Genomic DNA, 12962 nt, shown 5'->3' with positions numbered 1-12962 from the left:
CGCCATCAGGCCGCGCTTACGGCTATTGTTTTTGCTATTTCAGTGGCAGATTTTGGGGCGATTATCTCCAGGATGCCATTCTTCAGCGTCGCATGTGCCTTTTGCGGCACCACCTCAGATGGCAACGAGATGCTCCCATAAATCATTTTGATCTCTGATTCGCCTTGCCTGAATTTCTTGGAATCCGTCTGCTTTATCCCGCGAATCGTCAATTGGCTCTTTTCCAGGTTGAACGCTACTTCATCGTCATTGAAGCCGCGTACTTCCGCCACGATGCGAACCCCGTTTTGCGTCTCCTTGATTTTCATTGGAACGGGAGCGAGCAACTCCGCTTCTGCCATGAGCCAGTGGTCCAGATCATGACCGTTCGCGCAACCGCACTCCTCAAACAGTTGAAATGCGCGCCTTGCGATCTGCTTTGTCATACGATCGGATACGTCCCAGACTTCCGTGAGAGACGTGGGATCAACGTGGTCTTTCTTCGTCTTAACCGCAACATGTTCTTTCATCTCACACTCCTCCGACTATTTATTATTCGAGTTCTCTATTGTTATTGGCTGTGATCACGATCACGCAAAGGAGTGATTTGGAACAGCATGAGAGATGGCAGATATTAAGGTATAGGCGGCGCAGTTTTCTCAAGGTCGGTGGGATTTTTCAAGAGATATTTGTTAGTTAAGGGACAATGACGGCTGCGCCATCAATTGAGTCATTTTTAATTGCAGCCAGCGCGTCGTTAACCTGATTGAGAGAAAACACCGTTGTCTTGGGGCGCAGATTGATTTCCGCTGCAAGTTGTAGAAAATCGCGGGCGTCTGAGCGCGTCATGTTCGTGACACTTCGGAGTTGCCGCTCACCCCACAAAAGGCGATCGTAGTCAAACTCGGGAATGCGATCCAGATGGATTGCATTGATGGCGACCACACCGCCCTTGCGCAGGCTGGCCAACGCGGCTACAACCACGGCACCGCTGGGCGCGAAGGTGACAGCGCGGTCAAGTTGCACCGGCGGCTTTTCAATTTCACTGCCCACCCACGTTGCGCCGAGCGATTCTGCCAGTTGCCGATGAGATGTACCACGCGTGGAGACGTAAACTTCACAGTTCCAGGCTCGCAGGACAGCAATCGCAAGGTGGGCCGAGGCCCCAAAGCCGAATAGACCAACACGTTCTCCATGTTTTACTTCAGCCACACGAAGGCTGCGAAACCCGATAATGCCTGCGCACAAGAGGGGTGCGGCTTGCAAGTCGTCAACCTTGTTTTCCAGCGGAAACGTAAAATCAGCCCGTGCGATTGCATACTCAGCGTAGCCCCCATTCAGGGTGTAGCCAGTAAAGGCAGGAGAATCGCAGAGGTTTTCCATCCCATGCTGGCAGTACCAGCAACTTCCATCCACTCCGCTGATCCAAGAGACGCCGACGCGAGCGCCTGCCGTAAGACTAGTCGTGCCGGGATCGGCAACTTCTCCAACGATCTGGTGCCCGGGAATGATTTCATTGCAACGTGGCGGTAGTTCACCTTCCACAATGTGCAAGTCCGTTCGGCAAACGCCACAGGCGCGCACACGCAGGAGAACATAGCCAGGCTTGAGCTCTGGTTGCGGGACCTCGCGCACCTCAAGCGGGAGTTTCGAGATATCACGCGGTGAAGAGAGAACGGCGGCTTTCATCTGGCGCATCACAGTTTATTCAGCAACGTCCTGAACAAACAGATTACGCCTTGAATTGCCGTTTGGAGAAATAGCACAGGCCGCAACTGTCAATCAGATGCGGCCTTTTGTGCAATTTACCAGCGACGCACGCGACCAACGTCAACGTGCACGAACTGTTCCCGCGCATAATACCCAACGCCGCCTTCATGCAGCTTCAATGCAGCATCACGAAGCTGCGTGGTGCTGACACCCGGCACCCTGATGTCGATTGCCATGGCCTGCATGTGCAGGCTGTGCTGCGCCACGGCTGACGAACGGCTGCGCAGAAACGCATTGCTCCATGGCGTTCGATAACCACAAACAATGTCGATTTCTGAATTCGGCCGTCCCAGGGAACTTGTCAGGTCGTGAAGTAGATCGAAAACCCGCGGATCATAAGGACGCACATCATTTGTGCGATGATCGCGCAAAAAGTGCTCCAACTTGTCCAGCGCGACGGGATCATAACTATCCCCATGCCGGTACACAATATCCAGGCGCTCATTGGTATGCGTATGGTAAAGACGCAGTTCGTAAACAGGCCCCGTGGGAGCCGCAATCCGTACCCCTGGGTTTGACGCAGGGGCTGGAACTAGGAGGGCAACAAGTGACGCAATTAGGTACAACACAACAAATAGACCTTAACACCTTCTCGGCAAATTGGGAATCGGGGGTTCCGATTAGATGCTGGTCGATTCTGATTTGATAACTTTTTCTCTAAGTTATTACAAAGGATAGGGATAACCCTTCGTCAGTTCCTGCTCCAGCTTTGCGTCCTGCCCGTATATATCGGCAAAGAATCCAACCTCGCCGCTTTCATCGACCGCGGCTGTGGCGTAGAGGATAAGGACGGGAATTGATTTCGGTAGGTTCACCCGTTGAGACTGTGTTGCGTTCATCGCCGCCTCAATTTTTTCATTCGTCCATGCCGGATTACCCTGCAATACCCACGCCGCTAACTTTGCCGGGTCTTCTACTCGAATGCATCCGTGGCTCATCGCGCGATCAGCGCGTGAGAACAAGGCATGTTCCGGTGTACCGTGCATGTAAACGTCATAGTCATTGGGAAAGACAAATTTAATCAGGCCAAGTGAGTTGCCGGCGCCGGGTCTTTGGCGGATTTCAAGGTCACCCGAGCGGAGCCTGGCTATGACTGAACCGTCGGAAATATCCGCGTTTACTACCTGGTCCTGGCGGGTCACCACTTCAAATGCGTGTTTGGCCATGTAGCCGGGTTTCTTCCTCAGGTCAGGAATGATTTCATTGCGCGTGATCCTGATTGGAACATTCCAATAGGGACGGAATATCAGGTATTCCATCTGGTCCTGAAAAAGAGGCGTCCGGCGTTCTGGAAACGCTTTGCCGACAATTACCCGCATGTCAATTGCTACACGGTAATCGTCATAAGCGCGCAGCTCGAACTCAGGAACATTCACTGCAATCATCCGTCCCGGCAGGTTACGCGGAAGCCAGCGCCAGCGCTCCAGAGCGAGTTGAAGCTGTACGATGCGGCGGCTGAATGGGGTTATCAGGTTCTGGTACGTTACCTGATCGATAATTCCGTTGGGAGCCAGACCATGCCTATCCTGAAAATTCTTGATGGCTTCAACCACCGCACCTTCATAAACAGTCGATCCGCTTGCATGCCAGTCCGCCAGTGAGAGATCTCCCAGACGTTGCAGCCTTGTTGCCAGTGCATTCAACCCAGGATAGACTCCACCAGGCTTGATCGCTTTCGTGATCGCCGGAAGCGGCTCACCCTCGCCTTGCTGGGCAAGATCCATATAATGCTTTAACGCCACCAACGTTCGTCGATAGCCGGCATACGCGCATTCAACCTGTTCAAAGACCGCATTTACGTCCGGCGCTTTTACCAGGTTTGACCGTACGAACTCGCCTAATTTGTATCGATTGTGATCGATATTCAGATCAACCCGTAAGCGTCTGGGATCGACCCGGCCCCTGTGCAGAGCGGAGACATATCGCAGCACGGAAACTGTTAGCGCCAGATCGAAACGGTCCAGTTCGGCGGCCAATGGCTTGGAGCCTGATGATGCGATGCGCGCCACGCGATCATTCCAGAGTGGCCCGTCATAGTCCTCTGAGTGCAGCCCTTTTAACTCAACACTCTGCAGTACTCGGACGATAGCCTGAGCTTGCGGCGTAAGTTTATTTTCTGCTGTCCAGGCCCTGACATAATTTGAAGGCAAATAGAAATCCCGGACTTCGTCGCGAATATCAGAAAAATCAGGCCATCTCAAAATATCAAGGTGGCCCGATTCGACGAGGGAGCAGAGTTCTGATTGAGAGTTTGCGGCACAGCCAGCGCGAATGATTGTTTGCGGTGTCTGGCTAAAGGCAAAGCTCCATGTAAAACTTGCAATGCAGCACAGAATAATCAGAGCGCGGAGAGATGGAGTACTCAGCTTCACAGATCATTGTCGATCTTGGCGGCCTTGAGAGTACGTGATTGCCATCACACAGGAGGCTTGCTGATGCTGACAGGGAGGTAACGCGCTTCCCCGGCACAAAGCAGGCGGCAATTTTTTGCCTACTCATAGCGCAAAGCTTCAATGGGGTCCATGTACGCGGCTTTGCGCGCCGGATAATACCCAAAAGCAATGCCTACCACCGCGGAGAAAAGTACTGCCAGGAATACTGCGCCAACGCCGATGACCGTTTGCCAGCTAGCTAGTGTAGAGATAATGGCAGACGCACTGATCCCCACTACAATCCCCACGACACCGCCGGCAAGTGAAAGAGTTGTCGCTTCTACCAGGAACTGCGTAAGAATGTCGCGAGTTTTTGCTCCCACTGCCTGGCGTAAGCCGATCTCACGAGTTCTCTCCCGGACGGACACCAGCATGATGTTCATGATTCCAATCCCGCCGACAATCAATGAGACCGAAGCCACAGCGGCGAGCATCAGTGACATCACGCGGGACGATGTTTGCTGCGCCGCAAAAATCTCTTCCATATTGCGGATGGAAAAATCATCGTCCTCTTTCGGCTGCAGGTGGTGGCGCTGCCTTAAGAGAGCTGACGCCGAGTCCTGCGCCGCGTGAATCTGGCTGGCATCCTTCGCCTGGATCATGATGGAATTTACGGCATCCGCATTCCCGGACCTGATTCCAAGAACTTTTCTTTTGGCCGTCGATATGGGGAGCAGAATGATGTCGTCCTGATCCTGGCCCGTCGGTGATTGTCCTTTGCGTTCCAAAACCCCGGTGACGGTGACGGGGATTTGTTTGATCCGGATGGTTTGTCCAATCGGGTCAGCTCCATTAAACAAATTGTCTACAACCGTCTGCCCCAGCAAAGCCACTTTGTTGGCGGAATCGACGTCATGGTCAGTGAAAGAAGCGCCTTTAGCTACGGCCACATCGCGGATTGTCAGGTATGCAGGCGTGGTGCCCAGGATCACGGTTGCCCAGTTATTGTCTCCGTACACGATCTGTCCCGCACCCCGCACTGCCGGCGCTGCGGCTGCCACCTCAGGGCATTGTGCAGAAATGTCTTTAACGTCTGACTCGGTGAGGGTGGCTGCATTGCCGGTCCCCATATGCAGTCCGGAACTGGTCATGCTACCAGGAATGATAATGATTACATTGCTGCCTATGCTGGCAATCTGCTGCTGCACTCGCTGGGTCGCCCCGGAACCAACGGCAACCGTTGCAATCACGGCCGCTACCCCTATCACGATCCCCAGCATGGTCAGAGCAGATCGGGCCTTGTTCACCTCCAGAGCACGGAAGGCGATTCGTACAGCGGAGAGTATGCGCTTCATAAGAGAACCTCCTCCGCTGCGGGCGTCGCCTCTGGAACCGCTACAGGATGGACTACGGCTTGGTCACTTACGATCTCTCCGTCACGGAAACGCACAATGCGGTCCGCATAGTTTGCTATTTCTTCAGAGTGCGTAATCAGGATGATCGTAATGCCTCGCGCCCGGTTCAGTTCCTGAAAGATGGCCATGATCTCATTGCTTGTGCGCGAATCGAGCTGCCCCGTTGGCTCATCAGCAAGCAGAATCTCAGGATTGTTGACTAGTGCGCGTGCAATCGCCACGCGCTGTTGCTGGCCGCCGGAAAGCTGGTTGGGCAGACTCATTTCGCGACCAGACAGGCCGACACTCGCCAAAGACTGCTGCGCCCGTTCTCTTACGTCGGGAACATCATGCTCGGTATAAAGGAGAGGCAGTTCTACGTTTTCCAGGGCCGTGGTTCGCGAGAGCAGGTTGAAGGTTTGGAAGATGAAACCAATCTTTTGATTTCGAATGGCGGCCAACTGGTCACGATCCATGCTTTCCACTGGCACGCCATCCAGCCAGTAACGCCCCGAACTTGGCTGGTCGAGGCATCCCAACAAATTTACAAAGGTCGATTTGCCCGATCCGGACGGTCCCATAATAGCGACGAACGATCCACGCTCAACGGAAAGCGTCACGTCATGGAGGGCATCCACCCGCACTTCGCCAAGGTTATAAACCTTGCAGAGATTCTGAACATCGATCAGCGCCGGCATGTTTGACCTCACATTCCCGGTCTGCGCAGTCCGCCGCCCGGTGCGCTTGTGGCTGCCGGTGGAGCGCTCGCAGAAGTCATTCTCAATACAACTTTTTGCCCCACCTTTAACGAATCAGAGGTTACGGCCGTATACCTTCCGTCTGATATACCCAGTTTCACCGGGACCGCCTGCAGCTTATTTCCTGCAAGCAGGTAAATTTGCGGTGCATCGGATTTCGTTGCGGGCAGGTTGTTCTTTTTCAACACGTCCGTCGTTGGATGGAAGCGCAAAGCCGAATTCGGCACTTTAAACATGCCATCTTGTTTTGCCGTAAGAATGCTTACGTTTGCCGTCATGCCGGGAAAAAGCTTCAAGTCCGGGTTGGCAACCTGAATTACAACGTCATAGGTGACCACGTTTTGCGCCACAATCGGCGCCCTGCGGACGTCCGTCACGTTGCCGCGAAAAGTTGTGCCTGGATACGCGTCCACCGTAAAACTGGCTGGCTGGCCCGTGCGGATGTTGCCAACATCGGATTCGTCCACATTGGTATCAACCTGCATCTGCGTCAGGTCCTGGGCGATGTCAAAAATATCGGGCGCTTGAAACGATGCAGCCACCGTTTGGCCGACATCAAAGTGTCGCGCAATCACGGTGCCGGAAACCGGTGCAAGAATCCTGGTGTGTTCTAGGTTGATTTTTGTCTGCGCCAGCGCCGCCTGGGCCTGCTGTTGCTGGGCCTGTGATGTCTTCCATTGTGCTATGGCAACGTTGACCTGGGATTTGGCCGACTGAATATTTTGTTCAGCCGCATCTATCTGTGATTGATCTGCCGTGATTTGCGCCTGAGACGCGTCATAAGCCGCTTTTGTGGTGTCGCGATCCTGATCGGAAACCACGCCGTCTTTGGATAGCTGTTCCGCTCTCTTCCATTGAAATTGTGCGTTCAGAGCATTGGCTTTATCTTTGGCCAATACTGATTCCATGTTGCTCTTGGTCGCCACCGCGCCGGCCAGATCGGCTTTTGCTTTTTCCACTTGGGCCGCGGCTGTGACTATCCCCGCGCCGGCTGAAGCGGCGGCTGCGCTGGCCTGATCAACCTGCGCCTGGAAAATCTGTGGGTCGATCAAAGCAACAAGCTGATCCTTAGTCACTTTGGTATTGAAATCGGCATACAGCGCCTTGATATTTCCGGAAACCTGGCTACCAACCTGCACATTGACAACTGGGTTTAATGTTCCAGTAGCAGTGATATTGGCCAGGATGGATCCACGCTCCAGAGCTGCTGTCTCAAATGTGACTTGAGCCTGCAGGTGTGACCACCAAATCCAACCCAGGACTGCGGCCAATACGCACAACGCAATCACAATGATCCATTTGGCCAAACGAGGTATTCTCGAGAGAAGCGGGCGTTTGGCGGCCTGGGGAAGACTGATTACCTTGGGAAATTCGTGGAGGGGTTGCTGTTTTGCAGTGACCGGCATACATCTACTCCTGATAACAGCGTAAGCCGTTTCACTCGTGCGGGCCTGTGACTGGTGTCACAGCCGCAACAGTCAGGCCACGCTACTTCGCAAAGTTTTGTGAAGCAGAAAACGCTTTGCGATTTCCACCAGGAACAGATATGTCAGCGTCGCTACAGCGAGGAAAGCAAAATAAACAGGCGGCAAGGGCGTGAACCCCAATCTTGTCCCAAGTGGCAGGAATGGGAGAATGATTCCCAGCAAGACAATCCCGAGTGTGGTGGCGGTAAGCGCGCGGCTGGGGCGGCTGCGGAAAGGGTTCCCACTGGTCCGGATCACAAACAGCACCAATGTCTGCGTGGCCAACGATTCAACAAACCAGCCTGTGTGAAACTCCGCTTCTTGCGCATGGAGCAGAGCCAGCAAGACATAAAAGGTAAGAAAATCGTAAATGGAACTAATGGGACCGATAAACAGCATGAAGTTACGGATCAATTTGATGTCCCAGTGCTGGGGCGCTCGCACATAAGCGGCATCAACATTGTCGGTGGGAATAGTGACTTGGGCCATGTCATAAAGGAAGTTGTTCAACAGAATTTGCGTTGGCAGCATGGGAAGGAAGGGGAGAAACAAAGATGCTCCTGCCATGCTCAACATGTTGCCAAAGTTTGAACTGGTCCCCATCAGCAGGTACTTCATCACGTTGCCAAAGGCGCGGCGGCCTTCAAGGATTCCCGCATGCAAGACCTGCAGCCCGGGCTCCATCAAGATGATGTCGGCTGCATCGCGGGCAATGTCCACTGCCGTGGAAACAGAGATTCCTACGTCGGCGGCGTGTAGAGAAGGCGCGTCATTGATGCCGTCGCCCATGTAGCCGACAACATGACTGCGATGCTTCAGCGCCATGATGATGCGGTTCTTCTGGGCCGGGGAAACGCGCGCAAAGACCGTGGTCTGCTCCGCAATGTGTCCCAGCGCGGCATCTGTCATCTTGTCAAGTTCAGCCCCCAGCACGATCTTTCCCGGCTGGAGTCCCACCTGTTCACAGATCCTGCCGCTCACAAGATCGCTGTCGCCGGTAATGATCTTCACTTCCACGCCATCACGCCGCAGTGCCGCAATGGATTCTGCCGCATCAACTCTTGCAGGGTCGCCAAAAGCCATGTAACCGGTTAGAGTGAGGCTGCGCTCGTCACTAATCGAGTAAGCCTGCTTTGCCGGAACATTGGCGTACGCCACAGCCAACACGCGGAATCCGTGACTGCTGAGATCGTTATAGGTCTTGCGGCATTGCGTCAGCACTTCATCGTTCATTGCTAACGTTTGACCGTTGCGTTCGTAACTTGATAAAAGCGGGAACATCCCTTCCGGCGAACCCTTTGTGATCAGCATCCGTTCGTTTGCCTGCTCCACGACCACAGACAGTCGCCGCCGCTCAAAGTCGAACGGAATTTCGTCGCACTTCGTGAATCCGTCGGCTAAAGAGCAAGGCAGGTTGCAAATTGCCACATCGAGCGGGCTCTTAATCCCGGTTTCAAGCTTGCTGTTCAGCCATGCTAGTTCGAATGTCCGATCCGACGGTGCTCCGAATGGATCCACTGCGCGGTCCAGTACCATGTCCCCGGTCGTAAGCGTGCCGGTCTTGTCGCTGCATAAAACGTCGATGCTGCCGAAGTTTTGAATGGCCGAAAGATGCTTCACGATCACGTTCTTGCGCGCCATCGCCAACGCGCCTTTGGCCAACGTGACGGAGGTGATCATGGGAAGAAATTCTGGTGTCAATCCCACAGCCAGGGCCACAGCGAACAGCAGGGATTGCAGGGGATCACGGTGCATGACCACACTCACCACGAGCAGGAAAAGCACCAGGAAGACTACGGCGCGCATGATCAGGTTGCCGAACTGTCGCAGGCCGCGGTCAAAAGCCGTTTCTTCCGGGCGGGCTGCCAAACGGTCCGCAATGTCGCCGAAGGCTGTTTGCCGTCCCGTGGTCGTGATGATCGCCGTGGCTGTCCCGCTCACCACCGAGGTGCCCAGAAAAACCATGTTGCGGGCCTCGGGCGTCGACGACTCCTCCGCGCTACTTACTTCTTTTTCTGCAGGCAGCGACTCGCCTGTAAGCGCCGCCTGCTGAACATAGAGATCCCGCGAAACTAGAAGACGTGCGTCGGAAGGAACCAGGTCACCGGCACAAAGCCGGATCGTGTCGCCGGGAACCAGTTTCTTCCGGTCCATTTCCTGCCAGCGACCGTCACGCAGCACGGTAGCTGTCGGCGCGACCCGTGCCCTTAAGCTTTCTATGGCGATCTTAGACCGGTAAGTTTGGTAAAAATTGATTCCTGCGCCGACGAGCACCATGGCAACGATGATCCCGGCATCCAGCAACTGGCCGATAAAGCCGGAAATGATTGCGGCAATCAGTAGAATGATGCCGAGCGGGTTTACAAACAGCAATAACAGCTCTGTGAGCGCGGAATGACGGCGCGCCGGGGTCGGATCATTGGCGCCGAATCGCTTGAGCCGTTCCTCAGCCTCCTGGGACGTCAACCCGATGCTGTCAGCTGGGTTGCGCTGGACAACTTTTTCAGCAAAGGCCTGTGGCATGAACTCCTCGGAAGACTCTATAGTGCTCTGGACGTTTGCTATAGGTAATAAGCTGCCTTAGAAGGCTCTTGTACTGCCATTAGAGAGATCGACATTTGTTTCTTCTTAGAAAACGCGCTGAAACGCTAAGGCAAAGCCGGCTCAGCATTGACAATAATTGAAGTCAATCTGCTTATACTGTTCGGTTTTGGAAAGCACAAAAAAAACAATCGCCACGCTATGTATCGATCATAGCGAATTATCTTAATTCAATCTGGGCAAAACAAACGGTTTTGTCGGCGGCTCAGGAGAAATCTGCCCTTGGTTATTGAAAAACAGGGTACCCTTAAATTAAATCGAGAGATAATTGTCAATGTGCTGCTACCAGTGGCACGGTTGAATCATTTGAATAGCGAGCATTTGGATCCGGACGCATTGTGGGACCGCCTACATGGTGATGTGACCCTGCTCCGTGAGTTAGTGGATGTATTTGCCGCGGAAGTTCCAGAGATGCTGGCAAAAATCGAAAAAGCAATCAAGCATGGTTCGCCTTCCGACCTGGAAAAGGCCAGCCACAAGATTAAAGGATCAATGCTTCAATTTTCCGCACATAGAGCGGCCAATATTGCGCTTAGGCTGGAAGAAAGCGGACGGGTCGGCGCAATGGCTGAAACGGGCAATTTGTTACAGAAATTGCGGCAAGAAATCTCCGAATTGCAGCAAACATTGCGTGCCATGGTGCGGGACGGGGCTCAGCATTAACGAACTGCTGCCGTGCCCACGTAGGTTGCACGAATAGAAGTTCAGGGGAGTGGATCTAAAGATGTCAACGCTGGTAATGGATTCACGACAAACGGAACTCCTTCGAGTGCTGCTGGTCGAAGACAATGCGCTCGATGCGAAGTTCATCACGGGATTGCTGCGTTTACCTACCGCGACGTTGCAATGCCAGCACGTCGCCCGATTGTCTGAGGCTTTACGACACCTTGAAAGGAACCATCCTGACGTAATTCTGCTCGATCTCAACCTTGAAGATAGCGCGGGTTATCAGACCTTTTATCGAATCCGGCAAGCAGCGTCTCTCGCCGCCATACTGGTACTGAGCGGCTCCGATGACGAGGAACTAGCCATTAAGACCGTACGCGAGGGCGCGCAGGATTATCTGGTAAAAGGCACGTTCGATGGACGGCTGTTACTGCGCTCAATTCGTTATGCTATTGAGCGCAAACGGTCTGAAGAAGCACTTCGGCAGAGCGAGGCCACGGTCCGGGCCATTTTTGAGAACTCTCTGGAGGGCATCGTTATTTTTGCCGATGACGGCACCTGCCTGGAAGCTAATGCCGCGGCAGGGGCGCTGGTGAATCTCTCACGCAATGAACTGATCGGTTGCCGCATTTGCGACTTTTGCGAAAAGGGGTTTGAGCAGGTGTGGGCAGAGCTCAACGCGTCCGAGAGCGGTCGTGGTCAGTTCTGGGCGCACCTGAAGGATGGGTCGCGAAGGCTCGTAGATTATTGTTTTACCGCGAATATTCTTCCCGGCCAGCATCTGGCCATGTTGCGTGACATCACCGAACAGCAGGACATGGAAGAACAACTGCGAGATTCACAAAAAATGGAAGCCGTGGGCCGCCTGGCGGGCGGTGTAGCCCACGATTTCAACAATATCCTTGGGATTATCAGCGGTCACGCGGAACTACTTGAATCCAGCGCATCCGGCCCGGCGGAACGCGGGCGGGCGGAGAAAATCATTTCAGCCACTGAAAAGGCGGCGTCCCTTACTCGCCAACTGCTTGCCTTTGGACGCAAACAGGTCATGTCACTCAAGTTACTGGATCTGGCCATGGTACTGGAAGGTCTCACCAGCATGGTGGATTGCCTGGTGGGCGCGGAAGTGCAAATCAGCATTCAAGCCGCAAAGAATGTTGGTTTGGTGCGCGCGGACCAGAGCCAGATGGAGCAGGTGATCATGAATCTGACGGCAAATGCCCGTGAAGCGATGCCCGAAGGTGGAACCCTTACGATTACCATTGACCGGTATGAGAGTTCCACTGATCAGCCCGAACTGCCTCCGGGCAACTATGCGCGCTTGTCCGTGAGCGATACTGGCGGTGGCATGAGCCAGGAAGTGCAATCGCGGATTTTCGAGCCATTCTTTACTACAAAAAAAACCGGTTCGGGGTTAGGACTTTCCACCGTTTACGGCATCGTCAAGCAAAGCGGCGGCTACATTACGGTAACGTCGGAAGCGCAGCGGGGTTCCACCTTCAGTGTTTATCTGCCGCTGGTTGTTGGTAGCGATCTAAATCCCGCACCGGCAGAATTGCGGAAAAGGTCGCACGTGCCCGGACACGAAACCATCCTGGTGGTTGATAACGAAGAAGATCTGCGCAACGCCTCATGCGAATATCTGGAGAGTTGCGGTTATCGAGTTCTGTCGGCCAGCGACGGCAAAGAAGCGATTGAGATCTGCGATCGCCACGCAGGGCCTATCTCATTGCTAATCTCCGATATCGTCATGCCAAGGCTAAGTGGCCGTGGATTAGTGGACCACGTACGCAAGACGCGTCCCGGTACAAGCGTGCTGATTATTTCGGGATACGCTGATGATGCGGTATGGCGCCATGGCATCGCCCTTGACCCAGCATGCTTCCTGCAAAAGCCGTTTACTTTCCAAGCATTAAGCGCAAAAATTCGAGCAATACTTGATAAAGAGAATTGACT

At 53.8% G+C, this 12962-nt stretch carries 10 protein-coding genes; 2 read left to right on the top strand and 8 right to left on the bottom strand.

Annotated elements, in window-relative coordinates; all coding sequences use genetic code 11:
• Window positions 1-5: 5 nt before the first annotated feature.
• The 8 genes from LAO76_21225 to mgtA all read right to left on the bottom strand — a co-directional run bounded on the left by LAO76_21225 (window position 6) and on the right by mgtA (window position 10262).
• Window positions 6-509, bottom strand: a complete 504-nt coding sequence (locus LAO76_21225) for an Hsp20 family protein (GenBank protein ID MBZ5493448.1) — start codon at window positions 507-509, stop codon at window positions 6-8.
• A 166-nt stretch (window positions 510-675) separates the two neighbouring features.
• On the bottom strand, window positions 676-1668 hold the full coding sequence (locus LAO76_21220; protein ID MBZ5493447.1) for a zinc-dependent alcohol dehydrogenase family protein: 993 nt from the start codon (window positions 1666-1668) through the stop codon (window positions 676-678).
• A 116-nt stretch (window positions 1669-1784) separates the two neighbouring features.
• On the bottom strand, window positions 1785-2318 hold the full coding sequence (locus LAO76_21215; GenBank protein ID MBZ5493446.1) for a DUF882 domain-containing protein: 534 nt from the start codon (window positions 2316-2318) through the stop codon (window positions 1785-1787).
• Between the two features lie 96 nt (window positions 2319-2414).
• Window positions 2415-3899 carry a L,D-transpeptidase family protein gene (locus tag LAO76_21210; GenBank protein ID MBZ5493445.1) on the bottom strand — a complete coding sequence of 495 codons (1485 nt, stop codon included), beginning with the start codon at window positions 3897-3899 and terminating at the stop codon, window positions 2415-2417.
• Window positions 3900-4240: 341 nt separating this feature from the next.
• On the bottom strand, window positions 4241-5476 hold the full coding sequence (locus tag LAO76_21205; GenBank protein ID MBZ5493444.1) for an ABC transporter permease: 1236 nt from the start codon (window positions 5474-5476) through the stop codon (window positions 4241-4243).
• A complete protein-coding gene (locus LAO76_21200; GenBank protein MBZ5493443.1) occupies window positions 5473-6204 on the bottom strand; it encodes an ABC transporter ATP-binding protein in 732 nt (243 codons plus the stop codon). The genes LAO76_21205 and LAO76_21200 overlap by 4 nt, the downstream gene beginning before the upstream one ends.
• Before the next feature lie 17 nt (window positions 6205-6221).
• Window positions 6222-7679, bottom strand: coding sequence for an efflux RND transporter periplasmic adaptor subunit (locus tag LAO76_21195; GenBank protein MBZ5493442.1), 1458 nt, complete (start codon window positions 7677-7679; stop codon window positions 6222-6224).
• A gap of 72 nt (window positions 7680-7751) precedes the next feature.
• Complete coding sequence (gene mgtA / locus LAO76_21190) at window positions 7752-10262, bottom strand: magnesium-translocating P-type ATPase (GenBank protein ID MBZ5493441.1); 2511 nt, start codon at window positions 10260-10262, stop codon at window positions 7752-7754.
• A 300-nt stretch (window positions 10263-10562) separates the two neighbouring features.
• Here mgtA and LAO76_21185 point away from each other — a divergent pair, with 300 nt between their 5' ends.
• Both LAO76_21185 and LAO76_21180 read left to right on the top strand, forming a co-directional pair.
• The gene (locus LAO76_21185; GenBank protein MBZ5493440.1) at window positions 10563-11003 is read left to right on the top strand and encodes an Hpt domain-containing protein; all 441 of its coding nucleotides are present in this window, start codon (window positions 10563-10565) and stop codon (window positions 11001-11003) included.
• A 61-nt stretch (window positions 11004-11064) separates the two neighbouring features.
• Window positions 11065-12960 carry a response regulator gene (locus LAO76_21180; GenBank protein ID MBZ5493439.1) on the top strand — a complete coding sequence of 632 codons (1896 nt, stop codon included), beginning with the start codon at window positions 11065-11067 and terminating at the stop codon, window positions 12958-12960.
• Window positions 12961-12962 lie beyond the last annotated feature (2 nt).

The sequence above is a fragment of the Terriglobia bacterium genome, from assembly GCA_020072645.1.
Lineage (GTDB): Bacteria > Acidobacteriota > Terriglobia > Terriglobales > Acidobacteriaceae > Angelobacter.
This window is presented reverse-complemented; position numbering and strand designations above follow the sequence as displayed.

Excerpts from the sequence above, each read along its gene's own strand:
- LAO76_21225 (MBZ5493448.1), bottom strand. The coding sequence starts at position 509 with ATGAAAGAACATGTTGCGGTTAAGACGAAGAAAGACCACGTTGATCCC.
- LAO76_21220 (MBZ5493447.1), bottom strand. The coding sequence starts at position 1,668 with ATGAAAGCCGCCGTTCTCTCTTCACCGCGTGATATCTCGAAACTCCCG.
- LAO76_21205 (MBZ5493444.1), bottom strand. The coding sequence starts at position 5,476 with ATGAAGCGCATACTCTCCGCTGTACGAATCGCCTTCCGTGCTCTGGAG.
- LAO76_21195 (MBZ5493442.1), bottom strand. The coding sequence starts at position 7,679 with ATGCCGGTCACTGCAAAACAGCAACCCCTCCACGAATTTCCCAAGGTA.
- mgtA (MBZ5493441.1), bottom strand. The coding sequence starts at position 10,262 with ATGCCACAGGCCTTTGCTGAAAAAGTTGTCCAGCGCAACCCAGCTGAC.
- LAO76_21180 (MBZ5493439.1), top strand. The coding sequence starts at position 11,065 with ATGTCAACGCTGGTAATGGATTCACGACAAACGGAACTCCTTCGAGTG.